The 17,078-nt window shown below is 64.5% G+C and carries 15 protein-coding genes, 1 tRNA gene and 1 other RNA gene; 5 read left to right on the top strand and 12 right to left on the bottom strand.

Annotated elements, in window-relative coordinates; genetic code table 11:
* Positions 1 to 89: 89 nt before the first annotated feature.
* Positions 90 to 445, top strand: a transfer-messenger RNA (tmRNA) gene (gene ssrA, locus ACOFKT_RS06380).
* 276 nt (positions 446 to 721) lie between these two features.
* On the opposite strand, the gene ACOFKT_RS06375 is transcribed toward ssrA, so the two are convergent.
* The 4 genes from ACOFKT_RS06375 to ACOFKT_RS06360 all read right to left on the bottom strand — a co-directional run bounded on the left by ACOFKT_RS06375 (position 722) and on the right by ACOFKT_RS06360 (position 2,964).
* Positions 722 to 798 (bottom strand) — tRNA-Arg (locus ACOFKT_RS06375).
* Between the two features lie 134 nt (positions 799 to 932).
* Entirely contained in the window at positions 933 to 1,199 is a 267-nt protein-coding gene (locus ACOFKT_RS06370; protein WP_419806572.1) for a hypothetical protein, read from the bottom strand.
* A gap of 20 nt (positions 1,200 to 1,219) precedes the next feature.
* Positions 1,220 to 2,074, bottom strand: a complete 855-nt coding sequence (locus tag ACOFKT_RS06365; protein WP_419806571.1) for an NAD(+)/NADH kinase — start codon at positions 2,072 to 2,074, stop codon at positions 1,220 to 1,222.
* Between the two features lie 68 nt (positions 2,075 to 2,142).
* A complete protein-coding gene (locus ACOFKT_RS06360) occupies positions 2,143 to 2,964 on the bottom strand; it encodes a TlyA family RNA methyltransferase (RefSeq protein WP_419806570.1) in 822 nt (273 codons plus the stop codon).
* Positions 2,965 to 3,193: 229 nt separating this feature from the next.
* On the opposite strand from ACOFKT_RS06360, the gene ACOFKT_RS06355 reads away from it, so the two are divergent.
* Together ACOFKT_RS06355 and ACOFKT_RS06350 are read left to right on the top strand one after the other, a co-directional pair.
* Complete coding sequence (locus ACOFKT_RS06355; RefSeq protein WP_419806569.1) at positions 3,194 to 3,751, top strand: RNA polymerase sigma factor; 558 nt, start codon at positions 3,194 to 3,196, stop codon at positions 3,749 to 3,751.
* The gene (locus tag ACOFKT_RS06350) at positions 3,748 to 5,157 is read left to right on the top strand and encodes an anti-sigma factor domain-containing protein (protein ID WP_419806568.1); all 1,410 of its coding nucleotides are present in this window, start codon (positions 3,748 to 3,750) and stop codon (positions 5,155 to 5,157) included. Before ACOFKT_RS06355 ends, ACOFKT_RS06350 begins: the two co-directional genes overlap by 4 nt.
* A gap of 106 nt (positions 5,158 to 5,263) precedes the next feature.
* On the opposite strand, the gene ACOFKT_RS06345 is transcribed toward ACOFKT_RS06350, so the two are convergent.
* From ACOFKT_RS06345 to ACOFKT_RS06335, 3 genes are all read right to left on the bottom strand, one after another.
* Positions 5,264 to 6,619 carry a YncE family protein gene (locus ACOFKT_RS06345; protein ID WP_419806567.1) on the bottom strand — a complete coding sequence of 452 codons (1,356 nt, stop codon included), beginning with the start codon at positions 6,617 to 6,619 and terminating at the stop codon, positions 5,264 to 5,266.
* 161 nt (positions 6,620 to 6,780) lie between these two features.
* Positions 6,781 to 7,449: a YdcF family protein gene (locus ACOFKT_RS06340; RefSeq protein WP_419806566.1), complete on the bottom strand. Its 669-nt coding sequence runs from the start codon at positions 7,447 to 7,449 to the stop codon at positions 6,781 to 6,783.
* A gap of 5 nt (positions 7,450 to 7,454) precedes the next feature.
* On the bottom strand, positions 7,455 to 8,099 hold the full coding sequence (locus ACOFKT_RS06335; protein WP_419806565.1) for an L-threonylcarbamoyladenylate synthase: 645 nt from the start codon (positions 8,097 to 8,099) through the stop codon (positions 7,455 to 7,457).
* A gap of 128 nt (positions 8,100 to 8,227) precedes the next feature.
* On the opposite strand from ACOFKT_RS06335, the gene ACOFKT_RS06330 reads away from it, so the two are divergent.
* Positions 8,228 to 9,028: a TrmH family RNA methyltransferase gene (locus ACOFKT_RS06330; RefSeq protein WP_419806564.1), complete on the top strand. Its 801-nt coding sequence runs from the start codon at positions 8,228 to 8,230 to the stop codon at positions 9,026 to 9,028.
* Positions 9,028 to 10,371: a replication-associated recombination protein A gene (locus tag ACOFKT_RS06325; protein ID WP_419806563.1), complete on the top strand. Its 1,344-nt coding sequence runs from the start codon at positions 9,028 to 9,030 to the stop codon at positions 10,369 to 10,371. Before ACOFKT_RS06330 ends, ACOFKT_RS06325 begins: the two co-directional genes overlap by 1 nt.
* Before the next feature lie 118 nt (positions 10,372 to 10,489).
* On the opposite strand, the gene ACOFKT_RS06320 is transcribed toward ACOFKT_RS06325, so the two are convergent.
* From ACOFKT_RS06320 to lnt, 5 genes are all read right to left on the bottom strand, one after another.
* Positions 10,490 to 12,700, bottom strand: a complete 2,211-nt coding sequence (locus ACOFKT_RS06320) for a protein-disulfide reductase DsbD family protein (RefSeq protein WP_419806562.1) — start codon at positions 12,698 to 12,700, stop codon at positions 10,490 to 10,492.
* Between the two features lie 189 nt (positions 12,701 to 12,889).
* Positions 12,890 to 13,294 (bottom strand): CoA-binding protein, encoded by a 405-nt coding sequence (locus tag ACOFKT_RS06315; protein WP_419806561.1) that lies wholly within the window; start codon positions 13,292 to 13,294, stop codon positions 12,890 to 12,892.
* Positions 13,291 to 13,776 (bottom strand): DinB family protein, encoded by a 486-nt coding sequence (locus ACOFKT_RS06310; RefSeq protein ID WP_419806560.1) that lies wholly within the window; start codon positions 13,774 to 13,776, stop codon positions 13,291 to 13,293. The genes ACOFKT_RS06315 and ACOFKT_RS06310 overlap by 4 nt, the downstream gene beginning before the upstream one ends.
* A 500-nt stretch (positions 13,777 to 14,276) precedes the next feature.
* Positions 14,277 to 15,405 (bottom strand): peptide chain release factor 2 gene (gene prfB / locus ACOFKT_RS06305; RefSeq protein WP_419807121.1). Its coding sequence is split into 2 segments (ribosomal slippage): positions 14,277 to 15,335 and positions 15,337 to 15,405, totalling 1,128 coding nucleotides; the frame shifts between segments, so codons are not numbered across the junction.
* Positions 15,406 to 15,413: 8 nt separating this feature from the next.
* A complete protein-coding gene (lnt, locus tag ACOFKT_RS06300) occupies positions 15,414 to 17,027 on the bottom strand; it encodes an apolipoprotein N-acyltransferase (RefSeq protein WP_419806559.1) in 1,614 nt (537 codons plus the stop codon).
* Positions 17,028 to 17,078 lie beyond the last annotated feature (51 nt).

Genomic DNA, 17,078 nt, shown 5'->3' with positions numbered 1-17,078 from the left:
CGGCGGTATACTTGAAGCAGATCTTTGGCAGTGCCCCATGCGGGCCTGCGGAGCTGCTCTGAACGGCCCCATATGCGGGCGGCAGGTTTGGGGGCGTCACGGCTTCGACGGGATGGCTTGTGGCAGAGAGGCATGCAGGGGCGTGAACACCCTTAAACTGCTCACAAAACGATAAGTGCCGAACCTCAGTACGCGCTTGCTGCTTAATTAAATAAGTAGCCGTCTTCCTCCGGCTTCGCCTATGGGCTGGTTGCGGACGTCATACAGTAGGCTGGTCCGCGGAGCTCTGCTCGTGCGCCAAGGACGAGACCCGATCGAGCTGGTGCCGTGCGTTTCTTTGCCCTTTCCTAGCGCGCGGTACGAGACAAAGTGAAACGGGAAAAGCATGAAAGCTCTCTGTTGACAGTTGTTTCGGACGTGGGTTCAACTCCCACCGCCTCCACCAATGTTGGAAAAGGCCCGCGCGATGCGCGGGCCTTTTCTTTTGTTCGCGCGGAGGGTGGGGTTAAAGCTGATTCGGGGCCTGCGACTGGTTGTGGGCTGAAGATTGCAAAGCGGGCCGGAGGAGAGGGTCTGACAAGGGTGAGTGGCTAGATAGTTTGCTCGCGCGCCACAAACGGATGCAGGTTTCTCCACTGCGCAGGACGATGAAGCTGTCCTGCGCCGGTCGAAATGACATTTCTCAACCAGAGCGCGGATGATGGTATGGATTTGAGGGGAGTGGTGCACCCGGAAGGATTCGAACCTCCGGCCTATTGGTTCGTAGCCAATTGCTCTATCCAGCTGAGCTACGGGTGCACATGTCGGGCGCTGGGCAGCGCCCTTTCGACTGGTTCAGTTTAGCAAGAGATCTGGCGGTGAGCAAGGTGCGCGTTGGGTGGGCTGAGATAGCCCGTGCGCTCGGTCCGGTTCCGAAGGTTTGCGGTGTGCTGCTATGCCGCTGGCTGTTCGGCTGCGGGCAGTTCGTCGGGGACGATCTCGCGTGGGGGCTCGGCCAGGTCGAGGCCGGCGCGGCGCAGGAGCTGGCGGAGGATGGAGTCGGTGAGGCGGGTGGCGTCGTACTCGATGTGGATGGTGCGGTCGCGTTCGTTCAGGTCGACGCGGCGGATGCCGTACACCTCGCGCAGGCTGTTCAGGGCGAGAGCGGAGGCTTCGCGTGGCGGCGCGGCGAGGTGGTAGGTGACGTCGAGCTGGGTCATGGGATGAGGATACCGCGAGGTTAGCGCTGGCCCCATTTGAGTTTGGAGCGGAGGACGTTGAACAAGCCGTGCTGGCCGAGGCGGACGAGGCGAACGCTGTAAGGCGAGCGGCGGCAGTGGACCTGGTCACCGAGTTTGAGTTCGACAGCTTCCTGACCGTCGATGGTCAGGAAAGTCTGGTCGGCGATGCCCTCGACGTGCAGCCTGATCTCGGAGTCGCCGGGGACCACGATGGGGCGGACGGTGAGCAGGTGGGGGCAGATGGGCGTGACGATGGTGGCGTTGACGTTGGCCATAACAATGGGGCCGTTGGCCGCGAGATTGTAGGCCGTGGAGCCAGTAGGGGTGGAGACGATGACGCCGTCGGCGCGGAAGCGGGCGACGAGTTCGCCGTCAAGCTCGATGATGTACTCGCCGATGCGGGCGATGGCGCCTTTGGAGAGGACGACATCGTTGAGGACGTCCCACTGCCCTGGCTCGCCGTCGCCGTGAGTCAGGGTGACGCGCATCATGCCACGCTCGTCCACGTCGGAAGTGCCTTCGCACCAGGCCTCAAGGGTGCGGTAGAGCTCCTCGAGCGGCACCTCCGTGAGAAAGCCGAGTGAGCCGAGGTTGACGCTGAGAAGCGGCGTTTCCGTTTGCGCGAAGGCGCGGGCGACGGAGAGCAGCGTACCGTCGCCGCCAAGAACGACGACAAGATCCGGGTGTTCCGCGGGCAGGAGTTCGCGCTGGATACCCGGCCGGCCGACGTAGCAGCCTGAGGTGTGGTCAAGGACGGCCGTCATGCCGCGCTCGTCGAGCCAGCCGAGCAGGTCCCGCAGAATGTCCTGCAGCTCCGGTTTCTGGGGCTTGGAAACGATCGCAATGGTCGGCATCAGGGACAGTGTACGTGGGACAAAGGCTGGGGAATGCCCCAGGGCTGAAGCCCCGCACCGTAATCGCCTCATGCCGTGACCTGAAAGCCACTGCTCCCTTCCGTGCCGAAGCTGGCGTGGAGGAGGAACTCGCGGTTGCCCTCCGTGCCGGTGATGGGCGATTCGGTGACCTGGATGGCGTGCGCGCCGAGGAGTGTGATGGAGTCGCGAACGCGGTCGATGGCGATGCGGTGGGCCTCAGGGTCGCGGACAATGCCGCCTTTGCCGACCCATTCCCTGCCTGCTTCGAACTGCGGCTTGACGAGGATGACAGCTTCGCCGCGGAAGGGTGCGGCGGGGGTGGAGAGCGCGGCAAGAACGGCGGGCAGGATAAGTGAGGCACCGATGAAGGAGACGTCCATGGCGAGGAAGCCCGGGCTTGGCGGGGCGGTGGGAAGGTTTGCGCGGAGGGCTGCGTACTCAGTAAGAAGCGACGCCGGCGCGAGGGTGCGGGCGTTGGTGCGTTCGAGAAGGCGGAGGCGCGGGTGGTCGCGGAGCGGAACGGCCATCTGGCCGTAGCCGGTGTCGACGGCAACGACGGCGGCGGCGCCGCGCTGCAGCATGCAATCGGTGAAGCCGCCGGTGGAGGCACCGATGTCGATAGAAGCGCGGCCGGTGAGGTCGATGTGCCAATGGTCGAGGGCGCCCTGCAGCTTGAGGCCGCCGCGGCTGACGAACGGGATGTCGTCGCCGAGGAGGCGGACGGTGCTGTCTTCCGCGACGGCCGTGCCGGCCTTGGTGATCTTCTGCTCGTTGACGAGGACGCGGCCGGCGAGAACCATGGCAGAGGCGCGCTCACGCGAGGCAACAAGGCCGCGTTGCACCAGCAGTTTGTCGAGACGCATGGCCATAGCTGATGGTCTCATTTGCGCGGCTGGGATAAGCCGAACGGGGCAGGGTGCGGGCGCGATACACTTTGTTGCATCGCCCGGAATCTGGTGCAAGCGCTGCGGTTTGCTGTGCAGCGGCGGCCCGATGTCCACGGTATGAAACTGTATGGAAGAAGCGGACATTTCTTTTCGCCGAAACGCGATGCGGACGCATCCAGCGAGCAAGGCGACGCGTTCTGGGAGTGTGGAGATGCCAAAGACCACACCCGCGAACGCGTTGGCGGCCATGGAAGACGGCACGCTGCTGGCGCTGGTGGGCCAGGGCGATGAGAACGCGATGGGTGCGATCTTTGACCGGTACTCGCGCGTGGTGTACTCCGTGGCGTTACGCGTGTTGCGCGACCCGAGTGCGGCGGAAGACGTGTTGCAGGAAGTGTTCATGCAGATTTGGCGCAAGCCCGAGTCGATGGTGGTGAACCGGGCGACGATGGGGGCGTGGCTGGCGGTGGTAGCGAGGAACCGGTCCATCGATACGCTGAGGAGGCAGAAGCCGTCGGATTCGGTGGAAGAGGTGGTACTGCCGTCGGGCGTGGATGTGGCGGCCGACGCCGAGCGCACCCACATGATGGAACGGGCGCGCGCTGTGATGGGACGTATGCCGGTGGAACAGCGCAAGACGCTGGAGATGGCGTTTTTTGACGGCCTGACCCATTCGGAGATCGCCGACACCACGGGCGACCCGCTTGTGACGGTGAAGAGCCGCATCCGCACGGCGCTGCTCTTGCTGAGAAAGGCGATGACCGCATGATCGAGCCGACCATCACCGCCGAGGATTTGACCCTGTACGCGCTGGAGCTGCTGGAAGGCGACGAGCAGGCGCATGTGGATGCGATGCTGCGGAAATCGACCGCAGCGCGCGAGGAGCTGGCAGCGATTCGCGGGGACCTGGCACTGTTTGGGCTGGCCACGGAACAGCACACGCCGCCGGCACTGACGCGACAACGGCTGCTGAAGCAGGTGGCGCGTGAGCGCCGCACGGTGCCGGTGGAGGTGCCGGTGCAGGATGACGGTGCTCCGGCGGTGCCGCAAAGCTTTGCTGCCGATCACGGGCATTCAAATGACGCGCCGTTTCGGACACCGGAGAGGGCCGTTGCCGATTTTATCGCCGACCCGTTGGCGCAGGCGCCCGGGGGCGTTCCGAAGACGGTGCAAACACGCGCGTTCCCGTCGCGTAGCCAGCAGGCGCGGACGGCGGCGGCACCGCTTTCTGTGCAGCGCGCGGTGCCCGAACCGAAGCCGATGGAGCCCGAGCCGGCTTCAGCTGCCTTTTCGGCGGATGCGGCGAGCTTTGCGGGCGACCCGGCGAGGTTTGCAACGGAGAGGCAGACGTTTTCGCCCGATCCGCAGGTATTTCCGCGTGAGGCGCGCGCGATGGCGACGAGTGCCACGGCGCATTCGGTGACCATGTTTGAGCAGCACTTTGCGGCGGACAGCACGCAGCGTGGACGCGTGCCGGAGTTGCCGCCCGACCTGGAGGCGTACTCGGGACGGCGGGGCAATGAACCTGCGGATGCCGTGGCCGACGTGCAGGACAAATTTGTGCCTTCGAACACAGGCCGGGAGGAGAGCTTTGCCTTCAGTTCGTACCGCGACCGGGAAGTGCGGGAGGTAGAGGACTCGAACCGGGGCGCGTTCGGACGTTGGCTGGGCTGGTCAGGCTGGGCCGTGGCCGCCGCAGTCGCTGTTGCAGCGGTGTTTGCGTGGCGGGACGACTTCAGCCTGCGGGAGCAGGTATCGCGCCAGCAGAGCCTGGCGACATCGGCGGAGATCAGCTCCGCCCGGGCCGAGACCGTGATGCAAACGCTGCAAAGCCCGTCTTCGCAGCATTTCTTGCTGGAGCGCACCGATGCGGCGCCGGCACCGGGTGGGCGGGTGGTTTATCTGCCCGAGCGCGGCACGTTGATCTTTCAAGGGAGCAATCTGGAGACGCTGCAGCCGTACAAGACGTACGAGCTTTGGTTGATTCCGGCGGGCGAGGGACGCCAGCCGATGCCCGCAGGGCTGTTCAAGCCGGATGGGCACGGGTATGCGACGGTGGTGCTGCCGCAGATGCAGAAGGGTGTGATCGCGGCGAACTTCGGGGTGACGATTGAGGACGAGGGCGGTTCGGCGACGCCGACGCTGCCGATTCTGCTGGTGGGACAACAATCGTAGAAGAGCGCCACGCTGAGCCGGAGTGCCGGTGATTGAAAGGCGAGTTTTGTGCCGGGAAAGAGAAGGGCTGCGCGATGCGCAGCCCTTCTTTTTGGTTTGGCGGTGGTTACGGTACCGTGACCTTGATGGCGACGCCGTACCCCTGCAGAGGAACCGTGGCGGAGACCTGATCGGTGTCGGTCCGGATGACAGTGGCGGTCTGGGTGTCGCTGGCGGTGACGTAGACCTTGCCCGTGGGTGTGCCGCTGGTCGCGGAGATCCAGTTCAAGGTGCCGTTGACTGGGATATCCGCGATCTTGACCAACCGTTGCAGGTCGATGACGGAGACGGTGCTGGTGCCGGGCTGGCCGTTACCGGCGTTGGCTATGTAGGCTTTGTTCTGGTCCTGCAGCACCGCGATCATGACGGGGTTGATGCCGGCGGGAACGGTCGCGAGAACGGTGCCAAAACCGGCAGCATCCACGGGATTGTTCGGGTTGCAGGTGGGGTTCGTGCTGTTGACCGTGGACGCGGAACAAAGTGGGATGTTAACGACGCTCAGCGAGCCAGCGCTGACGCCGTCGCCGGCATTGAGCACGGCAAGTTCGTTGATGTTGGTGGCGACGTCGGCCCAGACGGGATTGGGACCGACGACGATGCGCGATGTTGTGTCGAGCACGTTGCCCTGGGTGTTGATGACGGAGACGGTGCCGTTGGTGCCGCTGGCAGCGTCGCCTCCCTTGTTGATCACGAAGACACGACGCGTGTCGCCGTTGACCACGCCGTAGACGGGATTACGACCGACGTTGATGGTGCTGCTGACGGCATTGGACGCGGTGTTTTCGACGCCGGTCGCGGTTCCGAGGCTGACGCCTGGCGTCGCTCCCGCGGCCAGAACGAAGACGCGCTGCGAGTTGGCGGCGCCCACCACATAGGTCGGGTTCTGCCCCACGGGCAGTTCCTGCCGGATAACCGGCGGCGAGCCGGAAGTGAGGGCCGCGACGCGGCTGGTTCCCGTTTCGGTGATGTAAAGCGCGCCCGGTTGCGGCAGCGCCAGAGCGGTGAGTGGCGCCGAACCGGCCGGAAGCGTGGTATTGGTTACGTTGCGCGTGATAAACGTGGGGCTGGCCGGCTGGATCTGGGAAGCGGTGAACGCCTCGATGAGGCCGGTGCCCTGGTGCAGGACGTAGCCTTCATTCGCCATACTGAGGCCGAGAAACGTGGGAGCGGGTGCGGTGTTCAGCGTGCCCACCACGGTGTCGCCAGAGAAGTTGATGAGGGTGGCGACACCCAGGCCACCGCCGCGCGGGTCGGCGAGGGCGAGCGCATACTTTTCAGGCTGCGAGGACGGGCCTACGGGGTTGATCGCGTTGACGACGGGGCGATAGCTATTGCCACAGCCGAGCGTTCCTGCCAGGGCGGCGGTAGTGAGAACACACGCCGCCAGAACCGGCACACGCCCGGTCTTCTGCTTTACTGCCAATTGCAAATGGTGCTCCTGCCGTAGAGACCGTGCTCACGGCTAAAAAGGTATCAGGGAGATTGTATAAGACGGCACTTCAGGGGACGGCCGGGGCTGCAACGTTATGTCGGTGATTGTTTGTTCCGAGCCTGAAGGCCCTGCTGCGTTCCAGAAGCAAAGGTTTAGAGTTCTTCCCTGCCCTCAAGCCAGCGGTGGAGGAAGCTGGCCTGGAGGTGGAAACGAAGTGCAGTGTAGCTGAGCATTTCGTGCAGGACGCGCTTGCGGCGGTTGAGCGGAGAGATGGTGCCGAAGGTGGGGCGGGGCGAGGTGTGCACGGTGAGCCCTTGTTCGCGGCAAAGCTCGGCGATGCGGAAGAGGTGGCTGGGGTCGCTGACGACAACGACAGAACGCAGATCTCGCTGGCGTGCGATGTCGGCCAGACGCTGTGCCTGCTGTTCGGTGTCGACCGACTCGGTTTCGGCAAGGATGTGGTCATAGGGCACGCCGCGGGCGAGTAGGTAATCACGTCCGACGGAGCCCTCGGTTTGCGTGGAGCGGTCGTCGCTGCTGCCGCCGAGGACGATGACCAGTGGAGCGATCTGTCGCTCAAAGAGGGAAACGGCATGGTCGAGGCGCGCGTGGAACACTGGCGACGGGTGGCCGACGTACTGCGCTGCGCCGAAGACGGCGATGGCGTCAGCGAAGTGGGCGTCATCGACGCGGCCGACCTGGTCGATCTGACGATAGAGCCAGGCAAACCAGCCGGCTGCCGCCACAAAGGCGAGCAACACCAGCCAGCCAAGCAGGGGGACGCGGCGCCGACGCTTGCCTGGTTTACGCGCGCGGGCCATTGGCGTTACCGCTGGAGCGCCAGTGCGATGGCGTGGGTGGGGATGGCGCCCTGGCGCAGGATCGTCCAGGAGTTCCCGCCGCCGCTGATGTCGACAATGGTGGTGGGAATGGAATGGGCGGTCGGTCCGCCGTCGATGATGAGCGGAATCTGGTTGCCGAGCTGGTCGCGGACGCAGCCGGCCCAGGTGCACTCGGGCATGTTGCGCAGATTGGCCGAGGTCGCCGTGATGGGCAGGCCGAGTTCATTGACGATGGCGCGCGGAATCGCGGCTTCCGGCACGCGGATGGCGACGTTGCCGGTGTGGGCGGTGACGCGCAGGGGTAAGCGGGACCCGGCCTTGACGATGATCGTCAGCGGGCCCGGCCAGAACTGCTCGGCGAGCGCGTCAAAGGCGCCGTCGAGGTCGCGCGCGAGTTCATATGCCTGGGCGGTTTCGCCGAGCAAAAGACTGAGCGGCTTGTGGCGGGCGCGAGTCTTGATCTCGTAAATCTGTTCGACGGCGCGCAGGTTTACGGGATCGACGGCGAGGCCGTAGAAGGTGTCAGTGGGAAGCGCGGCAACCTGGCCGGAGCGGATGTGGTCCGCGACGTGGCGGACGAGATCGGCTTCCGGCTCGTCGGGATGCATGCGCAATAGTTCAGCGTTCAACAGCGGTTCTCCAGGCTTGCCTTAGAGCCGCAGCGTAGCACAGCCGGGGTGCGGATGAATGGAAGCGGTTCGCGAAGCAAGGTTTACTGCGAAGAGATGCGGGGTGCCGGCAACGTAGAATCCGAGGCATGCCGCCCGTGATTACCAGCCGACAGAATGCGCGCGTGCGGGCGTTGCGGGCGGCGCTGGCCGGGCGTGGCGAGAGCGATGTGGTTGCAGTGGAAAGTCCCCACCTGGTCCGTGAGGCATGGAACGCGGCAGGGGTGGAGGTGCTGGCGGTGTTTGTGCGGGAGGACCGAGCGGCGCTGCTGGACGAAATGCCAGGCGCCGTGAAGGCGCTGGTGCTGTCGCGCGAAGTGTTTGACAGTGTGGCCGCGACGGAACAGTCACAGGGGGTTGCGGCGCTGTTCGCACGGCCGGAGGTTCGGTTTCTGCCGCGGACGGGGCAGTTGCTGCTGTTGCTGGACGGTGTGCAGGACCCGGGCAATGTGGGAACGCTGCTGCGGTCGGCGGAGGCGTTTGGCGCGGCGGCGGTGCTGGTGAGCGAGGGAACGGCGGACGTTTGGAATGGAAAGGCGCTGCGGGCGTCGGCGGGTGCGGCGTTTCGGATGCCGGTGGTGCGTTGGAGCGAGGCCTTGCTTGCCACACTGCGAAGGTTAGGAATGCGGGTGCTTGCTGCGGTTCCGGACGAGAGCGGGGCGGTTCCGGTCACGGAAATGCCGCTGACGGGTGGGTGCGTGCTGGCGGTTGGGAACGAGGGTCGAGGCGTTTCGGCGAACGTTCTGGCTGCGGCGGACGGGCGGGTCACGCTGCCGATGCTGGGGCGGACGGAGAGTTTGAACGCGGCGGTTGCGGGTTCCGTGTTGTTGTATGAGGCGGCGCGGCAGCGGGCTGCGGGTGCATCGCGCGCTAGCGATGAGGCGCGGTGATGGGGCTTTTCGAGTCAGGGCTTTTCGAGTCGGGGCCGAGCGCGGCGAGGGGTGTGTCGCGGCATGCGCCGCTGGCGGAGCGGATGCGGCCGCGTTCGCTGGAGGAGTATGCAGGGCAGGCGCACCTGGTGGGCGACGGCAAGCCGCTGCGGCTGCAGATTGAGCGGGACGAGCCAGGGTCGATGATCTTCTGGGGGCCGCCGGGCACGGGCAAGACGACGCTGGCAAAGCTGATTGCGGCGACGACGCATGCGAGCTTTGTCGAGTTCAGCGCGGTCACGAGCGGGATCAAAGAGATTAAGCAGGTGATGGCGGATGCGGAGCGCGCGGCGGGCATGGGTGCGCGCACGATCCTGTTCGTGGATGAGATTCACCGTTTCAACCGGGCGCAGCAGGATGCGTTTTTGCCGTATGTGGAGCGCGGCGCGCTGCGACTGATCGGGGCGACGACGGAGAACCCGTCGTTTGAGGTGAATGGGGCGCTGCTGTCGCGCTGCCGTGTGTACGTGCTGCAGCCGCTGGGTGAGGATAAACTGGTTGGGTTGATGCGGCGGGCGCTTGGTGACGTGGAGCGCGGGCTTGGATCGCAAGGAATCGAGGCGGACGAGGAGGCGTTGCGCACGATCGCGGGGTTTGCGAGCGGCGATGCCCGGTATGCCTTGAATGCGCTGGAGAGTGCCGCTGCCCTGTTGCGCGGGCGTGGTGAGGCGCGGCTGACGAAGGAGGTCGCGGCGGAGGCGCTGCAGCAGCGCGTGCTGCTGTACGACAAGAGCGGCGAGCAGCACTATGACCTGATCAGCGCGTTGCACAAGAGTGTGCGCAACAGCGATGCGGATGCGGCGCTGTACTGGCTGCGGCGGATGCTGGCCGCGGGCGAGGATGCGATGTATGTGGCGCGGCGGCTGATCCGGATGGCGGTGGAGGATGTTGGGCTGGCCGCGCCGGAGGCATTGAATCTGTGTTTAAGCGCGCAGCAGGCGATGCACCTGCTGGGGTCGCCGGAAGGAGAGCTGGCGTTGGCGCAGGCGACTGTGTACCTGGCGCTGGCGCCGAAGTCGAATGCGGTGTACCGGGCGTGGGGCGCGGTGGCGGCGGATGTGGAGGGAACGGCGGCGGAGGCGGTGCCGCTGCACCTGCGGAATGCGCCGACGAAGCTGATGCAATCGCTGGAGTACGGCAAGGGATACCAGTACGCGCACGATGTGGAAGGCAAGGTGGCGGCGATGGCGTGTTTGCCGCCGTCGCTGGAGGGGCGAAGGTATTACGAGCCGACGGATGAGGGGCGCGAGCGGCAGCTGGCGGCGCGGCTAGCCGAGGTGCGGCGGTTGCAGGGGCAGGAGTAGGCCTGTCGCGAAGATGCTTGCCGATGCGAGAAGAAATGCGGGTTTCTCCGCTACGCAGGACGGTGAAGCTGTCCTGCTCCGGTCGAAATGACACGTTATCCAGTCATCCTGAGTGGAGCTACTTCGCTGAGTTCTTCTGGATGGCGGTGAGGACGATGGATTTGGTGAGGACCTCGGGCAGAACGTCGGGCTTGCTGCTGGTGCTGCCGGGGTAGATGACGTAGGTGGGGACGCCGCTGCGGCCGACCGCGGAGAGCGCGTTGGTGATGCTGGGATCGTACTGCGTCCAGTCGGCGCGCATGAGGACGAAGTTGCTCTTTTGCAGGGCGGATTGTACTTCGTCGGTGTGCAGGACGAGCTTTTCGTTGACCTGGCAGCTGAGGCACCATGCGGCGGTGTAGTCCACGAAGACGGACTTGCCGGAGGCGCGGGCGGCGTCAAGCGCGGGCTCGGAAAAAGGCTGCCAGGTTTGCGAGGCGCCGGAGGATGCAGCGCCGGGGCCGGTAGATCGTGAGGCCGCGAGTTCCTGCGCGCTGGGGCGCTCGGCGAACGGGAGAGCGATGGCGCAGACAGCGATCAGCACGGCGATCCATGTGGCGATGCGGCTGGTGTGGTAGCGGCCGAGCACCCACGCGGCGATGGCGAGGACGAGCAGGGCGGTGAGGAGCGCGGCGGACTGGGTGATGCCTTCGGTGATGTCGCCGGAGGTGAAGAGGCGGCCGTACAGGTAGACCAGCCAGATGACTGTGGCGTAGAGCGGGAAGGCCGTGACCTGCTTCAGGGTTTCCATCCACGCACCTGGCCTGGGCAGCCAGCGCATGGCCGCCGGAAAGAAGCTGATGGCGAGGTATGGGAGAGCGAGGCCGAGTGCGAGCGCGGTGAAGACGAGGAAGGTGACGAAAGGTGGCTGCGACAAAGCGTAGCCGATGGCGACGCCGAGGAACGGTCCGACGCAGGGCGTGGCGACGACGGTGGCAAGTACGCCGGTGAAGAACGACCCGGCGTAACCCTGCTTGTGGGTGAGTGAGTCACCGGCGGAGGTGAGCGAGAGACCGAGCTCAAAAACGCCGCTAAGTGAGAGCGCGAAAAAGAAAAGCAGAAGCGCAAGCACGGCGACGAAGCCGGGCGATTGCAGCTGGAAGCCCCAGCCGAAGCGTGCGCCACCGCTGCGCAACGCGAGCAGGACGGCAACGATAACCCAGAACGAAACGAGGATGCCGGCGGTGTAGATGAGGCCGTGCATGCGCGAGCGTTGCCGTTCGTGGCCGCTGGATTGCACGAGCGAGAGCGCCTTGAGGAAGAGCACCGGGAAGACGCACGGCATGAGGTTCAGGACCATGCCGCCGAGCAGGGCCAACGAGATGGCGGTGAAGACGGTGACATCGCCCGCGGTGCCTGCCTTCGCAGTGCTTTCGGCACCACCGGAGGGCGATGCCGAAGCCGGCATGGTGACAGCGCCGGGGGTTACATCCGCGGTGACCTGGTAGCTTTCGTCGTCGCTGATCTCCACGACGCCGTGCAGTTGCTTCGGAGCAGGCGTGTTGGGAAGCAGCGTGAGATAGATGCGGACGCCGTTGTCGAGCGAGTCGATGGGCTGGTCGGCGTTGTCCTGCAGGATTTGTTCGTCGAGCGGGTAGAACTCGGCGTCGGTTTCGTGGGTGCCGGTGGTGAAGGTGAGCGCGATGTGCTTGCCGTCTGAGACGGCATGGGCGGCGAAGTCTTGGGGCAGCGCGCTGGGGATGTGCTTGAGCGCGTTGGCGATGGGGCCGACCTGAGTGCCTTGCTGCGCGACCGTGGTGCCGGCGGGAACGAGTTTGAGGTCGATGCCGAGGTCGGCGGTGCCGGGAACGCACTGTTCGCGGCAGACGAGCCACTTCAGATGGGCGCCGAGGTGGAGCATGCCGTCTTTGCCGGGCTTTGCGTTGGGCGCGGCGTGAACGACGAAGGGGTAGGTGGCGTTGTCTTCGTAGCCATAGTCAACGGCGCCCTGGAACGGCAGGCGCTGGGGCTGCGGGAATTGGAGGTCGTCCGCGGTAATGCCTTTGGGAAGGGTCCAGTCAACCGAGGGCGGGAAGCCTGCAAAACCCGCGTTCTTCCAATAAATGTGCCACTTGTCTTCGAGGGTGAAGACGAAGCCTAGGGTCTGCGAGCCGCCGGCTGCGATCTCCGGGCCGGCGCTGACGAGTTCAACGGTGAGGTGGTCAGCCTTGATGGGACCGGGGCCGCCGTTGCCGAAAGAAGCTTTTTGCGCGCGCGCTGTGCCGGTGAAGGCAGTGACGATGAGAAGCGTGAGGGCGAGGACGTGCTTGCCGGTGGCGCGAAAGGGCATGGTTGTTTCGATGATAGGCGCGGCGATTCGATTGCGCTTGCTGTGGGCCAGTTGTTCCGCGGCCGGGATGTGGCCTGCGTTGCCCGTTGCAGAGTTGGAAGGGGGAGAAAAAGCAGGTCCTTCGCTTCGCTCAGGATGACGCTGTGAAAGAGGGGTCCAAGGAGCAGAAACGGTCGCAGCCCGAAGCGCTCAAATGCGCTGCATGCGGTGCTCAATCATGATGCAGCGGTCCATGACGACGGCGATGCCGTGCGCTTCGGCGTGTTGGGCAGCCTCACGGTGCATGATGCCCTGCTGCACCCAGAGCTGCTTGAGGCCGAGGGCGATCATCTCGTCGACGATGGCGGGGATGGCGCGCGGAAGGCGGAAGACGTTGACCAGCTCCGGTGGTTCGGGCAGAGCGGTCAGGGACGGATAGGCGGTCTGGTTGAGCACGCGGTCAATGGATGGGTTTACCGGAAGAATGCATTTGCCGGCGGCGGACTGCATATAGGCCGAGACGTAGTGGCTGGGCTTCGCCGGGTCGTCGGAAAGGCCGACCACGGCAATGGTTTGCGCGGCAAGCATGCGGCGGATGACATCGGGTTCGTTCATGCAGGTTTCCACTCGTTGAGCAGACGGCGGACGGCGATGAGCTCGCCGAGATGGTAGCTGTTGTGGTCGGCGATCAGAAAGGCTTCGCGAAGGAGCGTTTGGCCCTGGCCCCAAGGGAATGGGGTGATCAGGTCGGCGGTTTGGAGCAGGGCTTCGAAGCGTTTGCGGTCTGCGCGAATCTGGTCGATAGAGTGCTGCCAGGCGGTTTCGTTGGGTGGTGCTGGGTTTTTGGGCCAGTAATCGTCGGGCCAGGCCATCGATTTGTAGTGGTTATCGGCGTTGTCGCTGAACTCGAGGATGTCGTGTTGGGCGATGCGGAGATGTTCGAGCAGTTGCCAGGCGGAGTATGGAAGGTTTGCCGGGGCGATGCCCTGCTTGTTGAAGGGCAGGTTGGACGTCGCGTCGTCGAAACGGACGTGGGCCTCGCCGCCGTCGAGGAGCTTGGTGAGTTGATCGAGGAGGGTGGCGCGAAGGTCGCTCATGACGGGTTCGATGCCCGCGCGGTCGTTGCCGTTCCGTAATGCGGCGGGAGCGTTGCCGTTCTGTAGTTCCGCGGATTGTTCGCCCCTCCGTAATGCGGAGAGAGCCTGCGGCCTAGGCTGGTATGGTGCGGGCCTTTGGCCCTCAGAGTGTGCTACGGCGTCTTCGATTGCGGCGAAGTGATGCGGCGTTTCGAGGGCGTGTTCGATTGCGGCGAAGTGAAGTGGCGTTTTGAGGACGTGCGGCAATTTGAACCGGCATTTCTAGAGCTTGCGGCAAAACCGTGTCGCCATGCGAGGTCGAAGAAGACTCAAGATTAGCTTTGGCGAGATGCTGGGAATCAGCAAGGTGAGGAAAAATGCAGGTTCTCCACTCCGCAGGACGGTGAAGCTGTCCTGCTCCGGTCGAAATGACAGATGTTTGCCGATTCATGACAGAGGGTTGCCGAGTCGAGCGCATTCGAGCTCCGCCGTCGATCTGATCCTCGGAGTTGAGGCGCAGATCAGTCGGCGGGGTCCTCGATAGGGGCGGGAATGTTGCCTTCGCGACGCATTTTGAGGTAGCCGCGGATGAAGGGGGCGAGGCCGCCGTCGAGGACACGGTCGACGTCGCCGGATTCGACGCGGGTGCGAAGGTCTTTCACCATGCGGTAGGGCTGCAGGACGTAGGAGCGGATCTGGGAGCCGAAATTGATGTCGAGCTTGGAGTCTTCCAGTTTTTTGGAGATGGCCTGCTTCTTGGCGAGCTCGTATTCGTAGAGGCGCGAGCGCAGCATCTTCATCGCTCTTTCGCGGTTTTTGTGCTGCGATCGCTCGTTCTGACAACCGGCGACGATGCCGGTGGGCAGGTGCGTGATGCGCACCGCGGAGTCGGTGGTGTTGACGTGCTGGCCACCCTTGCCGCCGGAGCGATAGGTGTCGATGCGAAGGTCGTCGGGCTTGATGTCGATGACGATGGAGTCGTCGATCTCGGGTGAAACGAAGACGGAGGAGAACGAGGTGTGGCGGCGCTTGGCCGAATCGAAGGGCGAGATGCGGACGAGACGGTGCACGCCAGTTTCGCCGCTGATGAGTCCAAAGGCGTTCTCGCCGGAGATGGTGAAGGTGGCGGACTTGATGCCGGCTTCGTCGCCGTCCTGAATTTCGTTGATGTCGGTCTTGAAGCCTTCGCGCTCGGCCCAGCGCAGGTACATGCGCATCAGCATCTCGGCCCAATCCTGCGACTCGGTGCCGCCGGCGCCGGGGTGGACGGTGACGATGGCGTTCAGCGCGTCGCTCTCGCCGGAGAGCAGCGTGCGGGTTTCGAGCGACTCGGCGAAGGCTTCGGTGTTGCGGATTTCGGTTTCGAGTTCGGGCTCGACGGCTTCACCCTCGCGGGCCAGGTCGAAGTAGGCTTCTACATCGGCAGCGCGGCGCTCCAGTTCCCTGTCTTCGCTAAGCAACGCTTCCAGGCGCTTGCGCTCACGCATGAGCGGCTGCGAACGCGCGGCGTCTGCCCACACGGCGGGGTCGGCGATTTGCTGCTCTACCGAGGCGAGCTGTTGTTCCAGGCGGGGGCGGTCAAAGATACTCCCGCAGCTCGCGCACACGGTCGCGAACCGGGGAGTAGGCGTACTCCAAATCCGTAATCATCATCTTGACTAGTTTACTGCCGCACCGGCGCTGGGTGGTGACGTGAGAGCAAGCACCAATGCGATGAGACTAAGGAACGCGCAGGCATACGCAAACAAGTCGCCATGGCGGGTGTAGAAGGTGAGCTGGCGGCTGTAGCCGTACTGCATGACTGCGGCGAGGCGCTGATGGCGCGGGGCGGACTGACGCACGGTGCCGTAGGGATCGATGCTGGCGGTGATGCCGTTGTTGGTGTCGCGCAGCAGCCAGCGGCGGTTTTCGATGGCGCGCATGCGGGCCATGTTGATGTGCTGAAAGGGAGCGCTGGTGTCGCCGTACCAACCGTCGTCGGAAAGGTTCACCAGGACGTCGGCACCCTTGAGAACAAGCTGACGCACCTCGTCAGGGAAGATGGATTCGTAGCAGATGAAGGTGCCGTAGTGGTGGGTGCCGTCGCTGAGCGGGGTGCGAAGGTGTCCGCGGTCGAAGAGTCCTACCTGCTGGGTGAGACCGCTGGCGAAGCTGAACAGTTCGGCGTAGGGAGTGAATTCGCCGAACGGAACCAGGTGGATCTTGTCGTAACGCGCGCGGAGGCCCTCTGCGGTGAAAAGCGCGGCGGAGTTATAGAGGTTGTAGCGGCGTGCGACGCTGCTGTTGGGGTCTACGGCATTGCTATCCGCAATTACCGTGCTGTTTTGATTTCTGGCAAGATTGGTGAGCGTCGCCTGAAAGGCCGGCTCGTGGACTTCGTAGGAAGCTGGAGCTTCGGGCCACAGGATCAGGTGGGGGGTTCTGTCCTGGCTTTGCGCGGCTTGGATGGTCTGCTCCGAGAGGCGGGCTAGCTGCTGCTCGAGTGGCGTGGCCGGCCCATCCAGCCTTTCCTCTTGCCCTGCTGCAAGGTTCGGCTGCACCAGCACTGCTGTTGCGTCTGGAGCCGGCATAGGGGCGTGAATGGTGATGCCGAGCAAGGTGCACACCAGCGCGGCAGTTACCCCGGAGATGAGTGCGGCGCGGCCACGCTGAGATGGATTCCGGAAACCGCTTCGAAACCGGCTCACAAGTCCGCAGGCGATGCATGCGTTGACCAACACGACGAGAAAGCTGATCGCATACGTACCGGCCCAAGGAGCCAAGCGGGCAAGCGCGGCGTTGTCCACTTGCGAGTAGCCCAGCAGATCCCAAGGGAAGCTGGTGACGTGGGCACGCGCCAGCTCCACACCCACCCAGAGCGTGGCGAGCAGCACGGGCGCTGCACGCCGAATCGGCTGTGAGTTTGTACGGAGCAAGACCGCGGCGAGAAAGCCAAACAGTGCGTGGTAGAGGCCGAGATAAAGGCAGAACAGAACAAGTACGACAGCGGCCATGAACGAGGACATGTTGCCGTACTGGTGCATGGTTTGAAAGATCCAGTAACAGTGGCCCATATACCAGAGCGCGCCGCACAGGTACGAGAGCAATGTTGCGTTGCGGACCGGCCGGTTGGCCGATTTGGAGACCCGGAGCAATACGACGAACCAAGGCACGAGGGCTACCCAGGCGAGCTGGGCTCGCCAGAATGGCAATGGGCCTGCCACGGGAAAGACGGCTGTCTGGAGCGCGGCGGAAAACAGAATAGCGGCCAGGCTCGGCGCGGCGCAGTTCATCGCGGGGAGTCTATCACTGCCGAGCCTGCACACCCCTGAGCGCGTGAGTGG

The organism is Terriglobus sp., assembly GCF_965201105.1.
Classification (GTDB): domain Bacteria; phylum Acidobacteriota; class Terriglobia; order Terriglobales; family Acidobacteriaceae; genus Terriglobus.
This window is presented reverse-complemented; position numbering and strand designations above follow the sequence as displayed.